The sequence below is a fragment of the Marinobacter sp. UBA2498 genome (assembly GCF_002341575.1).
In the GTDB taxonomy this organism is placed as follows: Bacteria; Pseudomonadota; Gammaproteobacteria; order Pseudomonadales; family Oleiphilaceae; genus Marinobacter; species Marinobacter manganoxydans.
Window position 1 is genome coordinate 2870 of the sequence record NZ_DDOI01000081.1, and the last position, 24677, is coordinate 27546.

At 57.4% G+C, this 24677-nt stretch carries 24 protein-coding genes; 13 read left to right on the forward strand and 11 right to left on the reverse strand.

All coding sequences use genetic code 11. The features are described from left to right. Nucleotides 1-68: 68 nt before the first annotated feature. Both B2W52_RS11005 and B2W52_RS11010 read right to left on the reverse strand, forming a co-directional pair. Nucleotides 69-1049, reverse strand: a complete 981-nt coding sequence (locus B2W52_RS11005; RefSeq protein WP_008174060.1) for an NADPH:quinone oxidoreductase family protein — start codon at nt 1047-1049, stop codon at nt 69-71. Between the two features lie 146 nt (nt 1050-1195). Continuing rightward, complete coding sequence (locus B2W52_RS11010) at nt 1196-1762, reverse strand: BLUF domain-containing protein (RefSeq protein ID WP_008174059.1); 567 nt, start codon at nt 1760-1762, stop codon at nt 1196-1198. A 193-nt stretch (nt 1763-1955) separates the two neighbouring features. Here B2W52_RS11010 and B2W52_RS11015 point away from each other — a divergent pair, with 193 nt between their 5' ends. The 5 genes from B2W52_RS11015 (at nt 1956) to B2W52_RS11035 (ending at nt 6639) form a co-directional block, all read left to right on the forward strand. Continuing rightward, the gene (locus B2W52_RS11015; RefSeq protein ID WP_008174057.1) at nt 1956-2573 is read left to right on the forward strand and encodes a trimeric intracellular cation channel family protein; all 618 of its coding nucleotides are present in this window, start codon (nt 1956-1958) and stop codon (nt 2571-2573) included. A gap of 151 nt (nt 2574-2724) precedes the next feature. After that, on the forward strand, nt 2725-4023 hold the full coding sequence (locus tag B2W52_RS11020) for an NCS2 family permease (protein WP_008174056.1): 1299 nt from the start codon (nt 2725-2727) through the stop codon (nt 4021-4023). A 30-nt stretch (nt 4024-4053) separates the two neighbouring features. Next, nucleotides 4054-4596, forward strand: a complete 543-nt coding sequence (locus B2W52_RS11025; protein WP_008174054.1) for an adenine phosphoribosyltransferase — start codon at nt 4054-4056, stop codon at nt 4594-4596. A gap of 23 nt (nt 4597-4619) precedes the next feature. Further along, the gene (locus B2W52_RS11030) at nt 4620-5282 is read left to right on the forward strand and encodes a fumarylacetoacetate hydrolase family protein (RefSeq protein ID WP_008174051.1); all 663 of its coding nucleotides are present in this window, start codon (nt 4620-4622) and stop codon (nt 5280-5282) included. A gap of 49 nt (nt 5283-5331) precedes the next feature. Further along, entirely contained in the window at nt 5332-6639 is a 1308-nt protein-coding gene (locus B2W52_RS11035) for an ABC1 kinase family protein (protein ID WP_104270129.1), read from the forward strand. A 3-nt stretch (nt 6640-6642) separates the two neighbouring features. Here B2W52_RS11035 and B2W52_RS11040 read toward each other — a convergent pair whose 3' ends face one another. Next, nucleotides 6643-7320: an SIR2 family NAD-dependent protein deacylase gene (locus tag B2W52_RS11040; protein WP_104269885.1), complete on the reverse strand. Its 678-nt coding sequence runs from the start codon at nt 7318-7320 to the stop codon at nt 6643-6645. Continuing rightward, nucleotides 7320-8723 carry an FAD-binding oxidoreductase gene (locus B2W52_RS11045; protein WP_092031069.1) on the reverse strand — a complete coding sequence of 468 codons (1404 nt, stop codon included), beginning with the start codon at nt 8721-8723 and terminating at the stop codon, nt 7320-7322. Before B2W52_RS11045 ends, B2W52_RS11040 begins: the two co-directional genes overlap by 1 nt. A gap of 190 nt (nt 8724-8913) precedes the next feature. Between B2W52_RS11045 and serA the strand changes: the two genes are divergently transcribed. After that, nucleotides 8914-10143 (forward strand): phosphoglycerate dehydrogenase, encoded by a 1230-nt coding sequence (gene serA, locus B2W52_RS11050; protein WP_008174043.1) that lies wholly within the window; start codon nt 8914-8916, stop codon nt 10141-10143. Nucleotides 10144-10209: 66 nt separating this feature from the next. Here serA and B2W52_RS11055 read toward each other — a convergent pair whose 3' ends face one another. Beyond that, nucleotides 10210-10866, reverse strand: a complete 657-nt coding sequence (locus B2W52_RS11055) for a YiaD family glycine zipper/OmpA-like lipoprotein (RefSeq protein ID WP_008174041.1) — start codon at nt 10864-10866, stop codon at nt 10210-10212. A gap of 38 nt (nt 10867-10904) precedes the next feature. After that, nucleotides 10905-11912: an alpha/beta hydrolase gene (locus tag B2W52_RS11060; protein WP_008174039.1), complete on the reverse strand. Its 1008-nt coding sequence runs from the start codon at nt 11910-11912 to the stop codon at nt 10905-10907. A gap of 94 nt (nt 11913-12006) precedes the next feature. Here B2W52_RS11060 and B2W52_RS11065 point away from each other — a divergent pair, with 94 nt between their 5' ends. Then, entirely contained in the window at nt 12007-12900 is an 894-nt protein-coding gene (locus B2W52_RS11065; protein WP_092031043.1) for an alpha/beta hydrolase, read from the forward strand. Here the strand turns inward: B2W52_RS11065 and B2W52_RS11070 are convergent. Next, nucleotides 12878-13132, reverse strand: a complete 255-nt coding sequence (locus B2W52_RS11070; protein ID WP_014577843.1) for a GIY-YIG nuclease family protein — start codon at nt 13130-13132, stop codon at nt 12878-12880. The genes B2W52_RS11065 and B2W52_RS11070 overlap by 23 nt on opposite strands. Before the next feature lie 13 nt (nt 13133-13145). Continuing rightward, the gene (locus B2W52_RS11075; RefSeq protein WP_053112741.1) at nt 13146-14051 is read right to left on the reverse strand and encodes a DMT family transporter; all 906 of its coding nucleotides are present in this window, start codon (nt 14049-14051) and stop codon (nt 13146-13148) included. A gap of 171 nt (nt 14052-14222) precedes the next feature. Between B2W52_RS11075 and B2W52_RS11080 the strand changes: the two genes are divergently transcribed. Next, nucleotides 14223-15326, forward strand: a complete 1104-nt coding sequence (locus tag B2W52_RS11080; protein ID WP_008174031.1) for a TRAP transporter substrate-binding protein — start codon at nt 14223-14225, stop codon at nt 15324-15326. Here the strand turns inward: B2W52_RS11080 and B2W52_RS11085 are convergent. The 3 genes from B2W52_RS11085 to B2W52_RS11095 are packed head-to-tail and all read right to left on the reverse strand — an operon-like array spanning nt 15300 to nt 18254. After that, complete coding sequence (locus tag B2W52_RS11085) at nt 15300-16103, reverse strand: mechanosensitive ion channel family protein (RefSeq protein ID WP_008174028.1); 804 nt, start codon at nt 16101-16103, stop codon at nt 15300-15302. The two genes, B2W52_RS11080 and B2W52_RS11085, sit on opposite strands and share 27 nt — an antisense overlap. Before the next feature lie 10 nt (nt 16104-16113). After that, nucleotides 16114-17382 carry a hypothetical protein gene (locus B2W52_RS11090; protein WP_227497830.1) on the reverse strand — a complete coding sequence of 423 codons (1269 nt, stop codon included), beginning with the start codon at nt 17380-17382 and terminating at the stop codon, nt 16114-16116. A gap of 32 nt (nt 17383-17414) precedes the next feature. Beyond that, on the reverse strand, nt 17415-18254 hold the full coding sequence (locus B2W52_RS11095; protein ID WP_092031045.1) for a 23S rRNA (adenine(2030)-N(6))-methyltransferase RlmJ: 840 nt from the start codon (nt 18252-18254) through the stop codon (nt 17415-17417). A gap of 193 nt (nt 18255-18447) precedes the next feature. Here B2W52_RS11095 and B2W52_RS11100 point away from each other — a divergent pair, with 193 nt between their 5' ends. The 5 genes from B2W52_RS11100 to B2W52_RS11120 form a co-directional block, all read left to right on the forward strand. Further along, nucleotides 18448-19734: an imelysin family protein gene (locus tag B2W52_RS11100; RefSeq protein WP_008174023.1), complete on the forward strand. Its 1287-nt coding sequence runs from the start codon at nt 18448-18450 to the stop codon at nt 19732-19734. 2 nt (nt 19735-19736) lie between these two features. After that, complete coding sequence (locus tag B2W52_RS11105; RefSeq protein ID WP_008174020.1) at nt 19737-21143, forward strand: di-heme oxidoreductase family protein; 1407 nt, start codon at nt 19737-19739, stop codon at nt 21141-21143. A gap of 9 nt (nt 21144-21152) precedes the next feature. Then, the gene (locus tag B2W52_RS11110; RefSeq protein ID WP_104269881.1) at nt 21153-22187 is read left to right on the forward strand and encodes an imelysin family protein; all 1035 of its coding nucleotides are present in this window, start codon (nt 21153-21155) and stop codon (nt 22185-22187) included. Nucleotides 22188-22200: 13 nt separating this feature from the next. Then, the gene (locus tag B2W52_RS11115; protein ID WP_053112748.1) at nt 22201-23295 is read left to right on the forward strand and encodes a DUF1513 domain-containing protein; all 1095 of its coding nucleotides are present in this window, start codon (nt 22201-22203) and stop codon (nt 23293-23295) included. Between the two features lie 83 nt (nt 23296-23378). Continuing rightward, nucleotides 23379-24677: MFS transporter (locus B2W52_RS11120; protein WP_286803050.1), on the forward strand; the 1299-nt coding region annotated here is incomplete at its 3' end.

Consider the following 24677-nt stretch of genomic DNA (forward strand, 5'->3'; position numbering starts at 1 on the left):
GCTCGTAGCGGTTTTTGGGAGGTGCTTCCAACCGGCAACCTCCCAAAGCTTTCAGGCTTCGATAAAACTCAGGAGCCGACTTTAAGCACAACCTTGCCAGTCGCTTTGCGTTCAGTAAGGGCTCCAAGGGCAGAGGCGTAATCCTCGAAGTCATAGACGGCACTGATCTTCGGATCAATCTTGCCCTCGGCATAGAGCTTCATCAGCTCCATCATGTTCTGGGCGCTGGCTTCCGGCTCGCGTTGAGTGAAACTGCCCCAGAATACGCCAACAACGGAACAACCTTTCAGAAGAGTCAAATTTGCCGGGATTTTCGGAATCTCGCCGGCCGCGAAGCCGATGATCAGGTGGCGGCCATTCCAGGCCATGGCGCGGAGAGCCTGTTCGGTGAAGTCACCGCCTACGGGGTCGTAGATGACATCCACGCCTTTGCTGTGAGTAAGCTTCTTCACCGCGTCTTTAAGAGGCTCTTCGGCATAATTGATAAGCTCATCGGCGCCAGCTTCCTTGGCAACCGCTAGCTTTTCCGCCGAACTGGCGGCTGCAATAACCTTTGCGCCCATGGCCTTGCCGAGCTCAACCGTTGCCAGGCCCACGCCACCGCTGGCGCCCAGAACCAGAAGCGATTCGCCAGGCTGAAGGTTGCCGCGCTGCTTGAGGGCATAATAGGAAGTCCCATAAACCATGGTGAAGGCCGCAGCCTTCTCGTCGGACATGCCATCGGGGACGGGGAGAAGATTCTGCTCCGGCACGATGACTTCTTCGGCAAAGGCGCCATAACCTGTCAGCCCAGCAACACGGTCGCCTACCTTGAAGCGGGTTACCTTGTCGCCAACCTCGATAACCTCACCCGCCATTTCGCCACCCGGGGAAAAAGGCAGGCTTGGCTTCAACTGATATTTGTTCTCGATGATGAGGGTGTCCGGAAAATTCAGGCCGGCGGCTTTAACGCGCACTTTGACACCGCGGCCTTTCACTTCGGGGCTGGGAACTTCTTCGATGACCAGCTTCTCGGCCGGACCATATTCCTTGCAGAGGATGGCTTTCATGAGTGCTCCGTTTTTGTTTGATCGGATTCCAGGCGACAGGCGCCTGTGATTGTTATCCGTCAAGCTAAACAGAGTCTTAACATGAAGCAAATAAAGTTCTTTTATCTAAGCGCATAAGCGGCGCTTATTTCTCAGAGCGAGTCCATTCAGAGCATGGTCCCGCCGATCACGAGAGCGCCAACCAAAACCACCCCGGCCACAATCAGGCCAGTTTTCATTCCTGAGGACAGCACCTGAGGCGCGTCGCCGACAGATTTAGGATCATCACGGGTAGACAGATTCTGTTCCTGGCTGGAGTTGCGAACGAGCTCGATCATTTTCTCACACTGTTCAGAGGTGAACGCGGCCGGATCAAAGGATTCAAGTCCCTGATCATCCAGAAATGCCCGAACGTCCCTCGAAAGCGGCACGTATTTCATGGACCAGTTACTGAACGTTCGGCTCTTGAGGGGCTCTTCTATCAAGGTGACGATGTTGCGGTGGCGGTCATCCTTCAGGATCCTGTCATACGTGCGACGGACGGCGTCCTCTTCACCTTCCAGATACTGGAAAAACCGGTCGTTTCCGTAGTAGAGGCCACCGACCAACTGGTCTTTGGCATTGTTCTTACGGGAGGTCATCAGAATTCGTGCAACGTGGGGTTCAACACCCTTTTCCACCGGTTTGGCTTCAAACGTGGCTTCACTGGCATAGGCCAGGCGCATCAGGGACATAGCAACTCCGTACAACAGGATACGGGTAAGTTGAATGCAAGATACGTTCAGAACTGTCGCTATGGATCACAGTCCGGAGGCCCGCGCTTCCTGACACCTATCTGGCCTCAGGTGAAAGCCATCCGCTTTTTCGCTATCCTGCGCGCTTTGACTTTAGGCATCCGGCCACTCCTGGCCTATCTCGGGGCTCGCCATGATCGACATCATCTACGTGCTTGAAATGGTTGGAATCGTCGCGTTTGCGATTTCCGGCATGATCGTGGCGCGCTCCAAAAATATGGATCCTGTGGGCGTATTTACCATCGGCTTCATCACGGCACTCGGGGGTGGCACCCTGCGCGACCTGATCATGGACAACCACCCTCTTTACTGGATCAAGCACGAAGAGCAACCGATGCTGATTCTGGCCATGGCGGTTGTCTTCAGTTATTGGAAAAAGGCTGAGCGGCTGCGGGAGTCAAGAATTGTGTTCCCCGACGCCATCGGACTCGGCGTTTTTTCCATCCTTGGCGCCCAACTGGCCCTGGATCTGGGACATTCCTGGTTTGTCGCTTCCCTGCTGGGAGTGATGACGGGCACCTTTGGCGGCGCCCTGCGGGATACCCTCTGTAACGAGGTCCCCTATATTTTTCGCAAAGACCAGATCTACGCCTCGATTTCATTTGCCGGATGCTGGCTGTACTTTGTCTGCCAGTGGTTCCTCGACAACGAGGTCCTGCCGCTGACCATTGGCCTGCTTTTTATCGTCATCGTGCGGATGTTGGCGGTCCGCTTCGATATCCGGCTCCAGCGTGACTCTCACAGCAACTAACGCCACATTCGCTTTGACGAACTGTCAATCATCCCTTGGCCTCAGGAGGCTGAGCCGGTAATATTGCCGTTTTTTCACGCAATTCAAGAATTCCGTCCAGACCAGACCCCCAAACACAAACTTTCAGCATCCTGTGAGGCAGACACCCGTCATGCTTGAACGACTGTTCCAACTCCAGGCCCACGGCACCACTGTTCGTAAAGAAGTGGTTGCGGGCATTACCACCTTCCTGACCATGGCGTACATCATCGTGGTCAACCCGAGCATCCTGTCATCGACCGGCATGGATTTCGGGGCTGTCTTTGTTGCTACCTGTCTTGCAGCCGTGATCGGCACCCTGATCATGGGGCTATGGGCCAATTACCCGATCGCCATGGCACCAGGCATGGGGCTCAACGCCTTTTTCTCCTTCACGGTCGTCGGCAGCATGGGCTACAGCTGGCAGATAGCGCTCGGAGCGGTGTTCATTTCCGGCTTCCTGTTCTTCCTGCTGAGCATCTTCAAGGTGCGGGAATGGATCATCAACAGCATTCCCATGTCCCTGCGCTTCGGCATCTCCGCGGGCATTGGCTTCTTCCTGGCCCTGATCGCCCTGAAGAATGCCGGCATTGTTGTGGATCACCCCGCCACGCTTGTGGGGCTGGGTGAAGTGAAAGTGGCAGAGAGCCTGCTGTTTTTCGGCGGCTTCGTGCTGATTTGCGCACTGTCCTTCCGCCAGGTAACCGGCGCCGTCATGATTGGTATTATTGCGGTTACCGGCGTAGCCATGGCACTGGGAATGGTGGAGTACAACGGTCTGGTTTCAGCACCCCCGAGCATAGCGCCGACGTTCATGCAGCTGGACCTGGCGGGCGCCCTGAATATCGGCATGATCAGCGTGATCTTTGCGTTTCTGTTCGTCGATCTGTTTGATACATCCGGCACCCTGATCGGCGCCGCACAGCGCGGTGGTCTCCTCGACAAGGACGGCAAACTGCCGCGCCTCGGCCGGGCCCTGATGTCGGACTCGGTTGCGACCATGTCCGGTGCCGCCCTCGGCACCTCAACCACCACCAGCTACATCGAATCCACCGCGGGCATCTCCGCCGGCGGCCGAACCGGCCTGACCGCTGTCGTGGTTGCCGCGCTGTTTCTTGCTTGTTTGCTGCTGTCACCGATCGCCAGCATCATCCCTGCCTACGCCACCGCACCGGCACTGCTTTACGTGGCGGTTCTGATGGCCAGCGGCCTCAAACTGATTGATTGGGAGGATGTCACTGATGCAGCCCCGGCTGTTGTCACCGCCCTGATGATGCCTTTGACCTTCTCCATTGCCAACGGCATCGCCCTGGGATTCATCACCTACGCCATTCTGAAGGCACTCAGTGGCCGCTGGGCAGATCTGAACGCCAGTGTTGTTATCATTGCGGTTGTGTTTGTTCTGAAATTCATTTTCCTGGATGCGGCCTGATCCACTTCCAGGGCATTAACCGGAACGTTTATGGATTATTTTTCTGAAAGCATCAAAAAGGCCATTCGCACGGTCCCGGACTGGCCAAAGCCGGGCGTGGCCTTTCGCGATATAACCACGGTACTGCAGGACAAGACTGCCTTCCGTAAACTGATTGATGCCTTCGTACACCGCTACCACGGCCACAAGATTGATGCCGTGGCAGCGGTGGATGCGCGCGGCTTTATCATTGGCTCGGCACTGGCCTATGAGCTCAACGCCTCCCTGGTACTGGTCCGCAAGAAAGGCAAGCTGCCGTTCGATACGCTGGTGGAGGACTACGAGCTTGAATACGGTACTGCCTCCGTTGAGCTGCACAAGGACGCGTTCAAGCCGGGCGACAACGTGGTTCTGGTAGATGATCTGATTGCCACTGGCGGCACGATGCTCGCCGCGACCCGTCTGATCCGCAGGATTGGCGCGGAAATTGTGGAAGTGGCAGCCATGATTGATCTGCCCGATCTCGGCGGCTCCCGCAAGCTGCAGGACGAAGGCCTTCAGGTTTATACTGTTTGCTCGTTTGAAGGGGAATAATCAACAGCAATCAGGAGGCGACCATGCCGGATTACCAACACCACTGGAAGGATGGCACACCCGTCCATCTGCCACTGGGAAAGATCGTCTGCATTGGTCGCAACTACGCCGAGCATGCCCGGGAGCTCAATAACCCGGTGCCGGATGAACCGCTGCTGTTCATCAAACCCGCAACCTCGGCGGTGCATATCACCCGTCCCCTGGATTTTCCAAGAGACCAGGGGGCGGTTCACTTCGAGACCGAACTGGCGGTTCTGATCGGTCGACCCTTGACCCGGGCTTCAGCCAGCGAAGCCAAATCCGCGATACTGGGCTACGGTCTGGCACTGGACCTGACTCTGCGGGATCTCCAGGGCAAACTCAAAGAAAAGGGCCAGCCATGGGAAAGAGCGAAGGGGTTCGATGGTGCCTGTCCGCTTTCGCCGTTTGTCGCGGCCGATAAGTTTCCCGATGCCCCCATTCACTTCACAATGGACATTGATGGCAACCGCCAGCAAACCGGCGATACCGGCGATATGCTCAACCCCATTATTCCCCTGATCGCTCACATCAGCAGCCAGTTCACTCTGCTGCCCGGCGATGTGGTGCTGACAGGAACACCAAAAGGCGTGGGCCCGCTGGTTTCTGGCCAGACCCTGTCGCTTGAACTGGAAGACCTGCTGTTCGTGGAGACCAAAGTGGTTTAACGTGCAGGGCCGGCTAAACCCAAATCCGGTCAAAGGCGTACATCTGTTTATGGCAAAGAAACCGGTAACCTCCCGACGTGGTCGCTTCTTCAAACTCGCTGGCATGACTGCCTCTGTGGCAGGGCAATATGCCGGCCAGCGTGCGCGCCGCCTGTTCCGCTCAGAAAATGACGAGGGCGCGCAGAGCGAAAGCTACACACGCATGGCCGACCAGATCGCCGATACCCTGGGCGAGCTGAAAGGGGCGGTCATGAAAGTCGGGCAAATCGCTTCCCAGACCCAGGACTTTCTGCCCAAGGAATTCTCGGACGCGCTCGAGAAGCTTCAGAAAGAAGCCCCGCCCATGCCTTTTGAAGTCATCGTGGGGCAGATCGAATCGGAACTGGGCAAACCGGTCTCCGAGCTTTTCGAGTACCTGCAGGAGACACCCTACGCTGCGGCTTCCATCGGCCAGGTGCATCGCGCCAGACTCCACGATGGCACCGATGTCATTGTGAAAATCCAGTACCCCGGCGTGGACGAATCCTGCGATTCAGATCTCAAACAACTGCGCATGGCACTGAGATTGGGCGGCCTGCTGAAAATGCCCAAGGAGTCGGTCGACCGGCTGTTCGCCGAAATCCGGGAGCGACTGAAAGAAGAACTGGATTACGAGAACGAAGCACGAAATATCGAACTCTTTCGGGAGTTTCACAAGGATCAGCCCTGGGTGCTCATCCCTTCCGTGGCGAAGAGCCACTCAACCCGACGTGTCCTGACGATGGAACTGGTTGAGGGAGATCACGTCAGCAAGGTTACGAGAGACCGGTACGACCAGGACACCATCAACCTGATAGGTCACCGGATCTTCATGCTCATGGCGGACCAGCTTTTCCGTTTCCAGTGCATCCATGGCGATCCCCACGCCGGCAACTTCGCCTACCGGCCTGATGGCTCCATCGTCATGTACGACTTCGGCTGCGTAAAGAAGCTGAAACCGGAAATCATCGCCGCCTACCGCAACGCCCTGGTTTCTGCCCTCGAGGAAGACTACCAAGCGCTTGACCGTCATCTGATTGACCTGGGCGCGCGTGTCGGAAGCCAGCCAGCCGTGGATGAAGCCTACTACGCTATGTGGCGGGACATTCTGGTGGTGCCCTTTGAGGATCGGGAGGTGCCCTATAACTTCGCAGAAGCCGACATCCACAAGCGCGTGGCCGAGAAAACCAGCACCGTGTTCAAATACCTCGACTACTTCAAGCCGCCGGTGGAAAGCATCTTTGTCGACCGGATGATTGCCGGTCATTACTGGATGCTGAAGCGGCTGGGTGTTCAGGCCGCGTTCAGGGAAGAACTGGAAAGGTACCTGAAAGCCTGAACCCTACAGGTAATGGGCAACCCACTCGGCAACACCCTCGACGGCACCCTTGCGAATAAACCGGGCCCGTGACACTGACGCCGGCTCGCCCGGGTCAATCACGGTGATGGGGACATTTTTGTCCACTTCGTAAACCAGTCCTGCAGCCGGGTATACCTGCAGAGACGTTCCCACGATCAGCAGGTGATCGGCCGTGCGGACAACTTCGGCAGCCTTGTCCAGCATGGGCACTTCCTCGCCAAACCAGACAATATGAGGACGAAGCTGGGCGCCACGGTCGCAGGTGTCGCCAGGGTTAATATCACGATAACCGATGTCATAAACCAGCTCCGGATATTTTGAACTGCGCGCCTTGGTAAGCTCTCCGTGAAGGTGAATGACGTTGCTCGCGCCACCCCGTTCGTGAAGATCGTCCACGTTCTGGGTGACCACGGTGACCCGGTAGCGCTGCTCAAGCTCCGCCAGCAGCTGATGGGCCCGGTTCGGCTGGGCGGAGGCGAGCTGGCGGCGTCGGTCATTGTAGAACCGCAGCACCAGCTCCTGATTGCGCGCAAACGCCTCGGGCGTAGCCACATCGTAGACGCTGTGCTGCTCCCACAACCCACCGTTGTCCCGGAAGGTGGAGAGACCGCTTTCGGCGCTTATGCCCGCGCCTGTCAGCACTACGATATGATCCTGCATCAGTCGAAAATCTTGCCCGGGTTCATGATTCCGTTGGGATCGAATACCTGCTTGATTCCCCTCAGGTAAGCGATTTCTGCCTCGCTACGGGTGTACTGCAGATACGGCTTCTTGGTCATACCCACGCCGTGCTCGGCAGACACGCTGCCCTGGTAGCGCTCGACAATCTCGAACACCCATTTGTTGACCTGTTGGCACTTCTCGAAGAAATCCTCGTTGGCCATGTCCTCTGGCTTAAGGATATTCAGGTGCAGGTTGCCATCGCCGATGTGACCGAACCAGATAATCTCGAAATCCGGATAGTGCTCGGTGACCACGGCATCAATTTCCTGCAGAAAGCCCGGCACCTTGGATACGACCACGGAAATATCATTCTTGTAGGGCGTGCGGGGCGCGATGGACTCGGAAATGCGCTCGCGCAGTTGCCAGAGGTTCTGGGCCTGGGTTTCGCTCTGGCTGATCACGCCATCCAGCACCCAACCGTTCTCCACGCATTGTTCAAACAGAGCCATGGCATCGTCCATCACCTGATCGGAGACAGATTCGAACTCCAGCAGCGCATAATACGGCGCCTCGGTTTCAAACGGCGCCTGAACCTGACCGTGGGCCAGCACGTGTCCCATGGCTTGATGGGAGAAAAACTCGTAGGCGGTGAGATCAATCTTTTTCTGAAAAGTCTGCAGCACATCCATGGTGTTGGTCAGGTCATTCAGACCCAGCACCAGCACCGTCAGGTTATCCGGCTTCCGGGACAATTTCATGGTGGCTTCGGTAATAAAGCCCAGTGTGCCCTCAGCGCCGATAAACAGATGACGCAGATCGTAACCCGTGTTGTTCTTCTCCAGATCCTTGTTCAGATCCAGAATATCGCCCTTGCCGGTCACGACCTTGAGGCCGGCAACCCAGTCCCGGCTCATACCATAGCGAATTACCTTGATACCGCCGGCGTTGGTGGAGAGGTTGCCACCGAGCTGGCTGGAACCGGCGGAGGCAAAATCAACCGGATAGTAAAGACCGTTGTCTTCAGCACAATTCTGCAACTGCTCGGTCACAACACCGGCCTGACACCGAACCGTCCTGTCGCTGGCATTGAAGTCCAGAATCTGGTTCATGTTGTCGAACGCCACAACCACCTCACCATTGGCGGCCACAGCACCGCCACTCAGACCTGTCCGGCCGCCAGAGGGCACCAGTGCCACCTGATTCTCGTTGGCGAACTTCACCAGCGCCTGCACCTGCTCGGTGGTCTTGGGCAACGCGATCGCCAGGGGCTTGGGCGGGTAGATCTTGGTCCAGTCCTTGCCGTAGGTATCCAGATCTGCCGGGTCGGTCAGCACCTTGCCGGGCGCGTCGCCGGTGGCCATCAGGTCTTTGAGAGAAGCAATGATCTGTTCAGAATTCATGAATTTTTCGGTCTCGTCAGGTTTGGGCCGGAGCATCCTGCAACAGGAATCACAGACAGTTGATTCAGGCAAACCGGCGCGCTGTGAAAATCTTTGTTTATGGTATCATACCGCCCCTGTTCTGTGAGCCAGCCCTGACGATCACTGGCCACGGGTCATTTCACGTGACGAAAGGTTCGGAAGCAAGCCCATGTCAAATACGTCTCTTGAGAAGAGCAAAATCCGTATCCTGCTGCTGGAAGGCGTGCATCAATCTGCCATTGATACGCTGAATGCTGCGGGCTATACCAACATTGAGTACCTGTCTCACTCGCTGGCCGAGGAAGAGCTGATCGAGAAGATTGCCGATGCGCACTTCGTCGGCATCCGTTCCCGCACCCAGCTGACCGAGAAAGTATTTGAGGCCGCCAAGAAGCTGGTGGCTGTGGGTTGCTTCTGTATTGGCACCAACCAGGTGGATCTGCAGGCGGCCACCCGGCGCGGTATTGCCGTTTTCAATGCGCCTTTCTCCAACACCCGGAGCGTCGCGGAACTCGTTCTCGCCCAGGCCATTCTGCTCCTGCGCGGTGTCCCGGAGAAAAACGCCAAGGCCCATCGCGGCGAGTGGCTGAAATCCGCCAAGGACAGCTATGAAATCCGTGGCAAAAAACTGGGCATTATCGGCTACGGCAACATCGGCACCCAGTTCAGCGTCCTGGCCGAGGGCCTGGGCATGGATGTGTACTTCTACGATGTCGTCTCAAAACTGTCGATCGGCAACGCCACCCAGGTAGGTACGCTCCAGGAGCTGCTCAACATTGCCGATGTGGTCAGCCTGCACGTACCGGAAACCCCGGCCACCAAGTACATGTTCAAGGCCGAGCAGTTCGCCCAGATGAAACCCGGCAGCATTCTCATGAATGCCTCCCGCGGCACCGTGGTGGACATCGACGCCCTGGCCGATGCTCTGGGCAGCGGTAAACTGCTGGGTGCTGCCATTGACGTATTCCCGGTTGAGCCCAAATCCAACGACGAGGAATTTGTCTCTCCGCTGCGGGAGTTCGACAATGTCATCCTGACCCCGCATGTTGGCGGCTCCACCATCGAAGCCCAGGCAAACATCGGTCGGGAAGTGGCAGAAAAACTGGCCATGTACAGCGACAACGGCACGTCGGTTTCTTCCGTGAACTTCCCGGAAGTCGCTCTGCCGTCACACCCCAATCAGCACCGTCTGCTGCATATCCACGAGAACGTTCCCGGCGTGATGTCAGAGATCAACCAGGTGTTTTCAGAGAATGGCATCAACGTTTGCGGCCAGTATCTGCAGACCAAGGAAGACATCGGCTATGTTGTCGTCGACGTGAACAAAGAGTACGGCGAACTGGCGCAGGAAAAGCTGCTCAAAGTGAAAGGGACCATTCGCTGCCGCGTACTGTTCTGATTAACGGCCAGATATAAAAAAACCGGAGCCTGTGCTCCGGTTTTTTTATGGCTGCGAACGCCCTGCTTACTGCATGGGCACCAGCGTCAGCTCAACACGACGGTTCTGCTCACGGCCGGCCGCGGTATCATTTGAGGCAACCGGGTAGCGTTCGCCGTAGCCAACAGCACGGGTACGCTTCGGCTCAATACCCTGGTTCAGGAGGAAGTCACGCACGGATGAGGCGCGACGCTCACTGAGCAGCTGGTTGTAGCTGTCAGAGCCGGAGCTGTCGGTATGCCCCTCAATCTGGATGATGGTCTTGTCATACTCCTTCAGTACCAGAGCCACGGATTCCAGTGTTCCGCTGAATGACGGCTTGATGCTCGATTCATTCAGATCAAAGGTGATATTGCCTGGCATCACCAGTTCAATCTCATCGCCGTTGCGCACCACGCGAACACCAGTGCCCTCCAGCTTGCGACGCAGCTCGGCTTCCTGTTTGTCCATGTAGTAACCAACGCCACCGCCAATGGCCGCGCCGCTGGCCGCACCAATCAGGGCACCTTTTCCGCGGTCACTCTTGCTGGAGGTTGCCGCACCGATAGCCGCACCGCCAATAGCGCCGATGATGCTTCCCTTGGTCGCATTCGAAGTTTTCTCTTCACCGGTGTAGGGGTCGTAGGTCATACAACCGCCGAGACCGAAAGTTGCCACCATAAATACAAGAATCATCTTCTTCACAGCTTTCTCCTGTGCCTGGTTTCTTCAGCCAACCCGGTTTAACGGGTCTTTTCCGCCGAGTTCGTGAATGTATCAATAATGGTATTGAATACGGTTGCCTGCAAATCCTGAGCTTCGTTCACAAGATGATGACGTCCGTCAGGGATTTTCCGTTCCTCAACCGAGGAAAATTTATTCCGGATAATACGCAAATTGTGTTGCCAGTCGACTGTCAGATCCTTCTCACCTTGCACGACGGTCACCGGAAAGTCGACCGGCCGCGCAGATTCAATATGGGGGACCCATTTTCGGAGTGCACTCACCCAGTCGACATGCACTGCCCTCGCCTGAAGCGGGTCGTACTCCCGCAAGAACCTGAGGAAACGACCGTTGCCACTGTTCTCTGCAAATACCCTGCGCCAGCGGGAAATAAACGGCTTCACCATGCTATGCAGTATTTTTGCGCCCAACCAGCCGGCCGGCCTCACCAGGGGCGCCAGAAGCACCACTTTCCGGAAGTCGGAGGTTTGCTGGCTGTGATGGTTGGACAACAGATAATCAATCAGGATCGCTCCACCGGTGCTCTGCCCAACCGCGAACCAGGGCTGACGCAACTTGTCCCTGACCTGAGCCATCACGTCTGACAGAACGCCCTGATACTCAAGAAAACTGCCAATGGCTGCGGGCGTGCCGCTGGAAAGGCCATGGCCGGGCTGATCGTAGGCCAGCACATCAAACCCGGCTCCCAGGCACCGATCGATCAACTGACTGTACAACCCGACGTGGTCGAAATAGCCGTGCAGAATGAACACCGTGCCACGCTCTGTTGACTGGTCCGGCAATCGGAAATAATGCACCATGACTTCATGACCGCAGGCTTTGACGTAACCCTGATGATAAGCAACGTCCGGATGTTCCACCCAGAGATCCAGCCCATAAAAACGACAATAGGCCACCATTTCATCACTAAGATCACGCGAGCGGGTCGGGTCGAAGGGTTCGAGTCTGTCCAGGAGCGAGTGCCTGTCCCAATCCGGTATTTCTATGGTATCCGTTTTCCAGTACACGTAGAGTTAAACGCCTGTCATGAATGAGTTATCTATTTCGGGGTTTCAATCCTAACCTATAGCGGGCCTAACCCATAGCAGGGGAAAGACACAGATGTTGCAACACGTTTTAGAGAGTGCGTTGCGCCAGACCATGAACCGGCTGGTCAGACCGGTTCTCAACCCGGCGGTACCGGTGCCACTTCAGCGACGCATTGTTCGCCAGGCTTATCGGAGTTCGACACCACCGAGAGGCGCGAAATTCGAGAACATAACCATTGGGGGAGTGCCAGCAACCCGGACAACCTTCGGCAATGATCCCCGGGGCGCCGTTCTCTATCTCCACGGCGGAGGCTACATCATCGGGTCCTCGAGTACCCACCGTGGCATAACCGGGCATCTGGCGAAAACAACCGGCTGCGCCATCGTTACGCCGGATTACCGGCTGGCGCCCGAGTTTCCGTTTCCCGCTGCGCTGGATGATGCCGAAGCCTGCTGGAACGGGCTTCTGGAGGCTGGCCTGAAACCGGACCAGATTGCCGTCGCCGGCGATTCCGCTGGCGGGGGGCTCTCTGTTGCCCTGGCGATGCGACTGCGCGATAAGGGCCTGCAGCTTCCGGCATCGCTGACGGCGTTTTCACCCTGGATAGACCTCACCCAGGAGCAGCTTTATGCGCCGGAAATTGAGCCGGTACTTCAGGCCAGCTGGACCAGCAAGGCCGCCAGGCTTTACGCCGGAAAGGAACCCCTTACCAACCCGTTGATCTCGCCGATCTTCGGGGATTTAAGCGGCCTGCCACCCCTGTTGATCCAGGTAGGCAGCCAGGAAATCCTGCTGAACGACGCCGAACGGCTCGCCGAGGCCGCAAGCCGGAACGATGTGGAAACCCGCCTTGAGGTCTATAACAGTCTTTGGCACGTTTTCCAGGTACACAGTGGTCAGCTGGATCGAGCCACTGCCGCGCTGGAAACCGCAGGCGAACACATCAAACGTCATCTGGCAGACTGAGCTCGCCCCGGGCCAGGGCCTCTTTCCTGGGCCGGGGCCATTGTTTGATGCGCCACTCCAACCGTGAAGCCCGGCTTCTGTCTCCGGCTGGCGCGCTGAACACCAGTTCCAGTGGCCCCTTCCCCCTCAGACTACGCGCGCCCCGGGGAGCGCCTCCCTGATGTTCATTGAACCGCCGCTCAACGTCAGTGGTTATGCCGGTATAGAGCGAACCTCTGGCGGTTCGAACCATGTAGACAAACCAGTCAGCCAAGGTTCAGGGCCTCTTCCCGATCCTTCACTTTTTTCTGCTGAATCCATAGCCCCATCATGATCAGAACCAGGCCAATGTATGTGGAGGGCAGGATATGCTCGCCCAGAATAAAGTAGATGAACACCAGCGAAAGGAACGGAGAGATAAAAATCAGGTTGCTGACTTTCGAAGTATTCTCCGCTTTTTTCATGGCATAGGACCAGAGCACGAAAGCGATACCCATCTCGAACACGCCTACATAGAGCGCTGCAACCAGCGACGTGCCCGGGGCAAAACTGAGCCCCTCTGTCCACCAGCAAATGAGCAGAATCACCGGCAATCCACACAGGAAATTCAGGAACAGGCCAACCACCGGATCCCGGGTATCCCGTGTGGCGATAATCCAGTAGGACGCCCAGACCACTGTGCTTCCGAGGGCGAGAGAAACGCCAAGTGGATCCTCGAAGCTCAGCGAAGTGACAGCCCCGCGGGTGGCAATCACCACGACCCCGGCATAACAGATCAGGCCCGCGACAATATCCAGTTTGCGTAGCCGGTGCCCCAGAAAGGGTACCGACATATAGGCCAGCACCAGAGCCCAGGTGTAGTTCAGCGGTTGCGCTTCCTGGGCGGGCAGTCGGTCAAAGGCACCGAACAACAGGAAATAGTACAGACAGGGATTGATCAGCCCCATGCCAAAAGACTGGGCATACTGTTTGCGACTGAGCGAGAACACCAGGTGCCAGCGCCCCTGAAGCATCAGGATGACGGCCATCACAACCACCGACGCACTGCACGCAATCAGCAGCATCTGAACGGGCGCGAGCTCTCTGAGCGAGAGCTTGAACGCGGTTGCCACGGTAGACCACAACAGCACCGTGCCAAGGCCATAGAGCATCGCCTGCTTCTGGTTTGTCATTCCCGGCCTCCTGCCCAACACTGAAACTCCATGAACTGTCTCCTATATGCACTTGATCGTCTGGGTCGACAGTGTAATTCAATCCAACCCCGTAACCCACGGCAGTGCGCATTCTTGTGTTACCTTGTATGGCAATATCAACCAAGGATCGAGAAAACTGGAGTTCCCGTTATGCCCACCGTCCGTTTCAGGTTCTGGCCATTGAGCCTGGCATTGGCCATTGCACTGACCGGTTGTTCAGACAGCCAGACCAGCGGTGAGGACGAGACCGCCGATGTCCCGGAACCCCCCGATTACCCGGTTACCTGGCGTTTTGCCCTTGAGGAGATCGAGGGTAGCGTTCAGCATGCTTATGCCGAAGCGTTGAAGGAACGGATTGAGGAGCGTTCCGACGGCAGGATTGAAATCGATATTTTTCCCTACGGTTCTCTGGGAACCTCGGCACAGCTTACTGAACTGGTTCGCAATGGTTCCATAAGCCTGGCGTTCGCCTCCCCCGGGCATCTTGCCAACACCATCCCCGAAGTCGGTCTCTTCACGCTGCACTATGTTCTTCCGGACGACGCCGACGTTACACGAGAGATTCTGGCCAGTGCAGAATTGCTCGAATTGTTTGAATCACCCTATGCCAACCAGAACATGAAACTGCTGGGTTTCGTGCCTGAAGGCTGGATGGCCTGGACAGCTAACAAGGCGCTGCGGTCGCCGGAAGACTTCACCGGACAGCGAATCCGAACCATGACCTCCGACATGGCGGAAGAAACCTTCCGGGCCTATGGTGCCGAGCCCAGCCAGATCCCCTATTCCCAGGTATACAGTGACCTGCAGCTGCGCAAGATCGATGGCCAGAGCAATCCGGTTTTCGCCATCGAGGAAATGGATTTCTACGAAGTGCAGACCACCATGACCCTGGCGCGACCGGCCCAGTTCGTCGCTTCAGTGGTCTCGAATCTTGAGTGGTACGACGCCTTGCCCGAAAACCAGCAACAATGGCTCGACAACGGACTCAAGGACGTCGCGCAGATCGCCTGGGAGACTCAGGAGGAGCTAAATCAGACCCGGCTCGAGCAGATGCTGGAAGGGGGCCACATGAAAGTGGTCCGCCTGACCGATTCAGAACGCGAGGCGTTTCGGGAAGCCAGCATGCCGGTGCGTGACATTTACCTCGAGCGCACCGGTGAAAGCGGGCAGCGTATTCTCGGCAGGTTGAATCAATTGATTGAGCAAACGGAAACCCGCAAGCAAAGCTCAGGGGTTTCCGGTGACGGGGACTGAGACAAACCTGACGCCCTCTGAAGCCAACGCACTTGCGCCCTTTGCAGTGAGCTCGGAAATAAACCGGAACTGATCCTTCAACTCGATCGGGTATGCCTTCAGCCGATAACACATGCCCCAGGGTTTGTTGGAGACCACCACCACGACAGGCCGGAACGTGCGGGTAAGAGGACAGGTGTAGGCCACATCCCGCAAGAGCGCCATAACCCGGCTGACGTCATGGTGGGGTTCAAGGTTGAACTCCGCCACGCACATCAGGTTATCCGTTCCGTTGTTGGCGTTGGCAATGAGGGACGCCCAGAGTTTGCCGTGGGGTATCACCACCACGGTATCATCCGGCGTAACAAGTTCCGCGGCTCTGGTGCCAATCGAACGGACCTCTCCGTACTGCCCGTCCACCTCGATCCAGTCGCCGGGCCGATACGGCATTTCGTAGAGGGTTACGATTCCGGCAATCAGGCTGTTCGCGTAATCCTTGAAGGCAAACCCGAGAGCCAGTCCCAGGGCTCCGAAAATGGCAACCATGTTCTCGAACGAAGGTTCCACCAGGATCGGAACCACAACGATGATGGTCACCACGATAATGATCAATCGCAGCAAGGGCACCGACGCCAGGATATAAAACCGGGGCTTGCCCCCGAGTTTCACTGCGATTCTCGGAAACAGCTTCTGTATTACGATGATCAGGCCCGTCGCCAGCAGCACAACCATCAACGATTCCAGCAACGCTTCCGACGTGATCGCTGAAAACGCCTCCCGAATGCCAAGATCACCCATCACTCATCTCCTAGAAAGTGTCGACCGGAAATCCCCAGCTCTGCAAATGCCGACGAATCGAGGGGTATCCCTGAGCGGTGACTTGCCAGCGACCACCAGATGACTGCTGCTCAATCAGATCCGCGCGGGCCAGACGTGCCAGCACAAACCCTGCCTCATGTTCCGCGACCCCTGTTACCAACTGCAGATGAGAGGCGTCCAGTCCATCGTGCAACAGCAGGGCGTGCAATAGCAGGCCAATGTTGTCGCCCTGGCTCTGGGGGACCGCTGGCAAACCCAGTTGATCAAAAGGGATAACCCAGGCCCGGGTGACTGAACCGCCGTCTGAAGAACCCGGGCCGGATTCCTCCGTGCCCGCCTCTTCTTCAGGGCGGGCTCTCAGCGCGCGTCGCCATATGGCCAGCGCAACACCGGGATTACCTCTTGCTACTGAGGCGAGATCCCGGAGAAAGCCACTGTGTTTGCGCTTTTTCCCGTCATTTCCTTCCGTCATCGGCAATACCCAAAGGCCATCGTCTGCCATTCGGGCCGTGATTGAGTAATCACTATCACCGGCAGCAAGGGATTCGAACCATTCACCAAGTTCGACTGCTGCCATCGGCGAAGGTGTCATCGGCGAAAAGTGCGCATCCCTGAAGTAAGAGGACCAGAATTGCCAACACCAGCTCGAGCAACCAATAGCACCAGGAGCAGTGCCTCCCGCGGCAACCCGACGGAGTAATTCCCGAACCAGAGCCAGTCCGGACAGATGGCGCAGCCAGAAATCAGCCAGTTCCGGAATCACCCACGGCCTGGAAAGATCCTGCGTGTCCCACCACTCCCTGGCGCCCTGTTCATCAAGAAGCAGATTCTCGGGTGGCAGGATCAGCGACCACCGGCCCGCCTCGCCCTCTTGCTGCAATTCAAACTCGGGAAAACACTCAAGGGCAGAACGAATACCCGAGAACGGTGGAGCCACCAGTAACGCAACTCTCTTGCCGGAATCATGGTTTAGCCCAAGCTCTTCAAGGGCCCTTGATAGCACTTCCGCCAGCACGCTTGGATCTGGCCGCGGTGCAAAGGATTCAAGCCGGGCGGCTGAAAGTTCCGGAAGGTTATCGAGGCTTTCAAACACTTCCTTTTCTGCAACCACGCCCGCCCGAATCTGGGCCAGGGCATGGCGCAACGCATCTTTGAGTGAACGTCTCACGGACGTTTCAGGCACTTTCCACTGCTCAACCGGAATCAGGCCGCCGGGCATCCACACGGATCCTGCCTTGTTTACTGGCTTATCCTTCAACCTCGTTGCTCCCTTGCTTGCCGTCCTTTCAATTACTCAGGAACCAGCCAACCAATATCGTGAGACAAATTCAAAACGTCCGACCCGGCAACATCGCTCATCATTGCGGCAAACCGGGAGTCAAAACCCCAGGGTGGGTTTACCACCAGCATGCCCGATCCGACCATACCTCGCTCCGGCGGATTATTCAGATGCACCTCACTGCAGAGTATCTTGCGCGCATCAGTGCCCCTGACCGCATCTTTCAACTGTTCCTGCAGGCCACTGGTCAGTATCGGGTACCAGACAAGAAAAATGCCATGACGGCACTTATGCCATGCTTTCCCCAAAGTTTGCGCCACTTCAATGTAGTCGGTTTTGACCTCGTAAGAGGGATCAATCAGCGTCAGCAGGCGCGGCTGTCTGGGAGGCAACTGTCTTAGCAGACCTGCCAGGCCGTCCTGTCTGAGCACCCGAATCGGAGCCTCGGAAGCCCATTCCGCCAGTTGCTCGCCCTCAGATGGATGCAGTTCAAACAGCGTCAGCGCATCTCCATCCCGTAGAAAATGCTGAAACCACGCAGGAGAACCGGGGTAAACGGACAGTTCACCACCGCCGGCATTGAATCCTTTCAGCACGTCCAGAAACGGCTTCCAGTCCCCGGACAGCAACCGATCTCTGGCGCCCCAAAGTCTCTGAACTCCGTGGTCGGCTTCTCCAGTCTTGCGGGCCCGCTCACTTCGCAGGTCGTATATGGCACTGCCGGCATGGGTATCGAAACAGGCAATACCGGAGGCCTTCGCCCGCATCATGGTCTGGACCAGTGCCAGGGCTCCATGTTTCTGGACATCGGCGAAATTGCCGGCGTGGAAGGCGTGCAAATAACTCAACATACAAGAATAGCTCCCTGGTGACGGGGCCATTAAGCCCGATCACGGTTGCCCGGGGCAAGAGCACAATCGTCAAACCTGATCGATCGAGTCCGTTTCCCGCTTGCGTTTCGATAAAACGGAACTCATAATATTTAACGCGAATATTTCTCATTATTACTACTATTAACAGAACTTGGGAAAAGGAATGACGCCCATGTTTCGTCCAGCACCCCTGGCATTGACAGTAACCGCTCTGCTCACTGCAGGCTGCGCTAATCATCCCTGGTCCACCAAGGACTATCAGCCAGCAACCAAAGACTCAGTGGTCGATCACTACGCCGATCTGGCTCATGCCAACTACGAAGATGCCCTGATCACCGCCCGCGCGCTGGACGAAGCAACTGACCGCTTGATCGCCAATCCGACCGAAGCCAATCTGGCGACCGCAAAAGAAGCCTGGCTGGCAGCTAGGGTTCCTTATCAGCAAACAGAAGTGTTCCGGTTCGGCAATGCTATTGTCGATGACTGGGAAGGCCAGCTGAACGCCTGGCCGCTTGATGAAGGCCTGATCGATTATGTGAAGGCAGACGGGTACCAGCACGAGCTGGGCAACGCCGGTGCCACCGCAAACATCATCGCAAGCAACAGGATCAATGTGGGTGGTGAGACACTGAATGTGGCATCTCTTTCCCCTGCACTGCTCGCAGATCTGAACGAAGTTGGCGGCTCTGAAGCCAACGTTGCTACCGGCTACCACGCGGTTGAATTCCTGCTTTGGGGTCAGGATCTCCACGGTTTTGAAAGCGGCGCCGGTGAGCGTCCGGTCACGGATTACGCGAAGGGCGCTGATTGCACCAATGGCAATTGTGAGCGTCGTGGCGAATACCTGGATGCGGTAACAGACCTTCTGGTATCCGACCTCGAGTGGATGGTGGCCCAGTGGGCGCCGGGCGCCAGTGACAACTACCGGGCGCAATTGACCGCTGCAGACGCCAATCAGGGTGTTCAGAAAATGCTGTTCGGCATGGGTTCACTGTCTCTGGGCGAGCTGGCCGGCGAGCGAATGAAGGTTGCTCTGGAAGCCAACTCCTATGAGGACGAGCACGACTGCTTCAGCGACAATACCCACAATTCGCACTACTACAACGGCCAGGGTATCCAGAACGTCTACACGGGTACCTATCGTCGCGTGGATGGCAGCCTGGTGACCGGCCCTTCCCTGTCTGATCTGGTTCAGCAGAGCGACCCAGAGCTGGACGCCCGTCTTAACAACCAGCTGGACGCCTCCATGGAAGCCCTGGCGCTAATGAAGGCCCGCGCGGAGAGCAGCGAAAATCCCATGGCTTTTGACACCATGATTGCACCCGGGAATGCCGAGGGCACTCGTATCGTCAACGGCGCTATCATGGCGCTGGTCGCACAGACCGGTTCCATTGAGCAGGCTGCGCGCGACCTGGGCATTGAAGCCCTGTCTCCCGATGATGCCGGCCACGCGTTCTGAGCATGATGAAACCGCTTGCCTTAATCGGGGCGCTGGCGATCGCCAGCGCCCACGTTTGTGCCCAGACTCACGAGGGCTATCCGATCCAGACATCTCCGGCCTCTGGTGGTGAGGGCACCGTACAACAGTCAGACACCAATGCCTACTCGCTTCCCCAGGGCAATCTGTCCATGACCAAACGTCTGGACTTCAGTGTCGGCAACAGTTTCTTCCGGAACCCCTGGGTCGAAGCCCCGGCAAGCACTGACGCCCGTGACGGCCTGGGCCCGCTGTTCAATACCAACTCCTGCCAGGGATGTCATATCAAGGATGGTCGCGGACACCCACCCGGTGTCGACGAGCCGCCGGTCTCCCTGTTTTTGAGACTGGCAGTCCCTGCTGATCCGGAGCTGGACGCGGACATTCTGCGCAAACACGGTTTTAAACCGGCGCCAGTATATGGCAGCCAGCTCCAGACAGCCGCGCTTCCTGCAGCCAAACCAGAGGCTGACTTGATCGTCGAATGGACGCCAGTGAAGGAAACACTCGCGGATGGGACGGTGGTGGAACTGCGCAAGCCCGTGTACCGCATTGAGAACCCAAATTATGGGCCACTGCCCGAGGACCTTCTGGTATCGCCCCGGGTAGCACCGCAGATGATCGGAATGGGTCTGCTGGAAGCCATCCCCATCGAAGATTTGCAAGCCCTCCAAGACACTGATGATGCGGACGGAAACGGCATCTCCGGAAAGCTTAACCAGGTCTGGGATCTGGCAACGGAACAGACAGTGCCCGGTCGATTCGGCTGGAAGGCAGCCGAGCCCGATGTCCACCAGCAAAGCATGGGTGCGTTCGCCGGAGATATGGGACTGACCTCTACTCTGAAACCTAAAACCGACTGCATGCCCGAGCAGAATTGTGAGTGGTTTACCCATGGCGGTGAACCGGAAGTAAGCGACAAGGTCGCCAACTTCGTGACCTTCTACGCCAAGAGTCTGGCAATACCCGCGCGTCGAGATATTGAGTCTGAATCCGTCCGGCAGGGAGCAAGGCTGTTCAACGAAAGTGGCTGCGCTGGCTGCCATACGCCGAGACATCAGACCGGCGAGGTTGCCGATCGCCCGGACCTTAGCAATCAGACTATCTGGCCCTATTCGGATCTGTTGCTGCACGACATGGGTCCTGCCCTGGCCGACGGCCGCGATGAATTCCTGGCCAATGGCAATGAATGGCGAACCCCGCCGCTCTGGGGCATTGGCCTGGCCCAAGTGGTGAATCCGCAAGCCGGGTTCCTGCACGACGGCCGCGCCCGAACTCTGGAAGAAGCCGTGCTCTGGCACGGTGGCGAGGCTCAGGCGGCCGCCGACCGATACCGCCAGATGTCGCCCGAAGATCGATCCGCTCTGATCGATTTCCTGAATTCACTCTGAGGATCAGCCATGCAAGGGATCACCAGACTGCTGTGCACATCTATCCTGACACTAACCTCGCCCCTGGCGTGGGCAAGCGATGCCAACATCCAGGCCCGCCAGCAGTGGTATGAAGGCATTGCGACCGGCTATCAATCGTTGACCACAGAAGCGGGAGAGCTGGCTGAATCCGCCCGTGACTACTGCCAGAATCCAGCCGAGGGAAGCCGGGAACACGTGGAAGCCGCCTGGCTGAATGCCTTCCTGGCCTGGCAGAAGGTGCGCTTAGTCGATTTCGGCCCGGTCGAAAACAACAACCTTTCCTGGCAGTTCCAGTTCTGGCCGGATCCGAAGAATCTGATTGCACGGAAAGCGGCTTACCTGATCGGAAACGACGAACCGATCACCCCGAGCGTGATCAATCAGTCCGGTGTCGCTGTGCAAGGCTTCCCGATGATCGAATATCTGCTGTTCGACCAAGAGTTCAATGCCGGGGAAACTTCACTCCCAGTCGCCCGGACCTGCGAGCTGCTAACGAACGTCGCGGGACACTTGAAAAGCAACAGTGACGCATTGATGGCTGGCTGGCAGGCTTTCAGACCGCACTATCTGGAGACCGAGCAGTACTTCGACACCACTATCCGAGCGGGTATGGCAACACTGGAAATTCTGGAAGAAAGAAGGCTGGCCCAACCCATGGGTCTTCGCGGCAGTAACAAACGCAATCCTTACATCGCGGACGCCTGGCGCAGCGGCAAAAGCCTGCAGACTGTCGCGGCGACTGTCGACGGCCTGAACCGGTACTTTTTACCAGGGCTCGAAATTTCGCTGGAAGCAAAGGGGGCGTCCGACCTGGCAGACCGCATTCGCAAACAATTCAACGAGGTTCAGCAGAACTTTCCCGGAGCCCACCTACCCCTGGCAACGGCTTTGAAAGAAGAAGACCAGTTCCGGGCTCTGCAGAGCCTTTACGTTGATATTTCCCAGTTGACCACGCTGGTGAATGACCAGGCGGCAGTGGCACTTGGCGTAGTACGAGGCTTCAACTCGAGCGATGGCGACTGAGGAACCTGATCCTATGCTTTTGAACCGGAGAGCCCTTCTCAAGGTGTCCATTGCCGGCGGCGTTGCCGTGGGCCTGACCGGCTGTTCCCTGCTGCCCCGAAAAGCGTCAGTCCAACCTGATGGCTATGCCGGCGCCGTCGGGTTCCCGGATGGCAGTTTTGGAGTCAGCGCATTCAACCGCAACGGCCGGATAGTGTGGCAGGCGCCTGTCGATTCCCGCTGCCATAGCGGCTGCAACCGACCGCACCAGCAAGAGACCCTGTTTTTCGAGCGCCGCCCGGGTTGGTCATTCTACGTTTTCGATAGCACTACAGGTGCCCGGAAACACCATATTTCAGCCGAGCCGGGCGAACACTTTGTTGGCCACGGTGTGTTCTCGACCGATGGCCGACGCCTCTACGTCACCGCCAGCCGGTACGATCAGGGCGCGGGGATCATCGCAGTCTACGATGCCGAAAAGGGTTATCGGCGGACAAAAACCTTTGATCTGGCGGGAATCGGCCCCCATGAGCTGACCTTGCACCCCGACGGCGAAACCCTGGTGATCGGTCTCGGAGGCATCCTCACTCACCCGGATTACGACCGCATGAAACTGAATCTGGACACCATGGATCCAGCCCTGGTACTTATGAATCGTCACTCCGGCAAAATCGTTGGCCGTTTCAGGCCGCCCCACCACCAGCAAAGCGCCCGCCATGTCAGCGTCAGCGGCGATGGCCGCGTGTATGTGGCCTATCAGCACCAGGGCCCACTCTACGAAACGCCGCCTTTGTTGGCACGTCTTGAAGAGGGAACTTTGCGGGAATACCGGTTCGATGAGGATACCCGGACAGCGTTGGCCAACTACATCTCCAGCGTGGTTGCGCATCCGGAAAACGACCTCGTGGCTGCGGCTTCGCCGATTGGTGGAACGGCCATTATCTTTCGGGGCAAGACCGGTGAGCTGGTCAGCCGCGCACACATCGCCGATTGCGCGGGCATCCAGACCCTTGCCGGAGGGGATTTTCTTGTTTCCTCCGGACGGGGAAAACTTATCCGGCTCGGCGCCGGCAAACCCGCCAGAGAACTCGCAGATCTATCCGTTCACTGGGACCACCATCTGGTCTGATCGCTCGCAGTTGCCGTAATCCGGACTTAAGGATACCGCGCCACACTGGTATCCTTTCGACACATTTTCCGGAGGATAGCGGTTTGCCTGAGAGCAGAAAGGACACCATCGAACAACTTTATGGCCTGATTGCCAACGAAGAGGATGCACGGGTCTGTACCGACATCTCCGATGACGCCTGTCGCGAAGTGCCGCGCAATTTCTTTCTGATTCTTGCCAGCAACGTCCTGACCAAACTGGGCGACCTGCTGATCAGTCCCAAAACCGTATTGGCCTGGTTGATGAGCGCCATTGGTGCACCCGCGCTGGTGGCCTGGCTGGTGCCGATCCGGGAATCCGGTTCCCTCGTCCCACAGATGGTCATTGCGGCCTGGGTCCGCCGCAAACCTGTTCGCAAGTGGTTCTGGACTCTTGGAAGCTTCGGACAGGCCGCCAGTGTTGTGGCCATGGCGGCCAGCATCTGGTTTTTCGAGGGGTATGCCGCAGGTTCCGGGATCATTGCAGCCCTCATTGTATTTTCCCTCGCCCGTGGATTCTGCTCCGTATCCATGAAAGATGTACAGGGCAAATGCATCCCGAAAACCCGCCGGGGAAGGCTCGGCGGGCTCGCCTCCACCATTGGCGGCACCGCCACCGTTGTGTTGACCGCGCTGCTGTTCTGGGAACGCGGCGACCCCACCCTCGCCTTTTACACCGTATTATTACTTCTGGCCGCGGCACTCTGGGTGATCGCCGGCCTGCTGTTTGCCGGAGTGGAAGAATACGACGGTGAAACCGGTGGCGGCGGAAATGCCATCAACGAGGCATTTCGAAGCCTGTCCCTGCTCCGGGATGACGTTCCGTTCCGGAACTTCGTGATTACCCGGGCCCTGCTGCTCAGCTCGGCACTGGCTTCACCCTATTTGGTCGTACTGGCACAGAAAGAATCCGACATTGGCTGGATGTTGGGCGTTTTCCTGCTGGCCAGCAGCCTCGCCAGCTCGCTCAGTGCCAGCTTCTGGGGCTGGGCTGCAGACACCTCCAGTCGGAGAGTCATGATCCGTGGGGCGGCAATGGCCAGCGGTGTGTGCCTGATCGTCGGCTTCACCGCGCTGTTTATCGGGACGGAAATCGGCAGCGTCTGGTTTTACCCGATTGCGTTTTTCGTACTGAGCATTGCCCATGCGGGCGTCAGGCTGGGGCGTAAAACCTATCTGGTGGACATGGCAGGGGGCAACAAGCGTACCGATTACACGGCGGTGAGCAACACGGTCATCGGTGTTCTGCTGCTTGTTACCGGCGGCCTCACCGCCCTCGTGTCAATGATCTCAGAAGTGGCGGTCATCATCGTTCTGGGCCTGATGGGGCTGGCTGGGATGTTCAGTGCCATGGGGCTGAAGGAA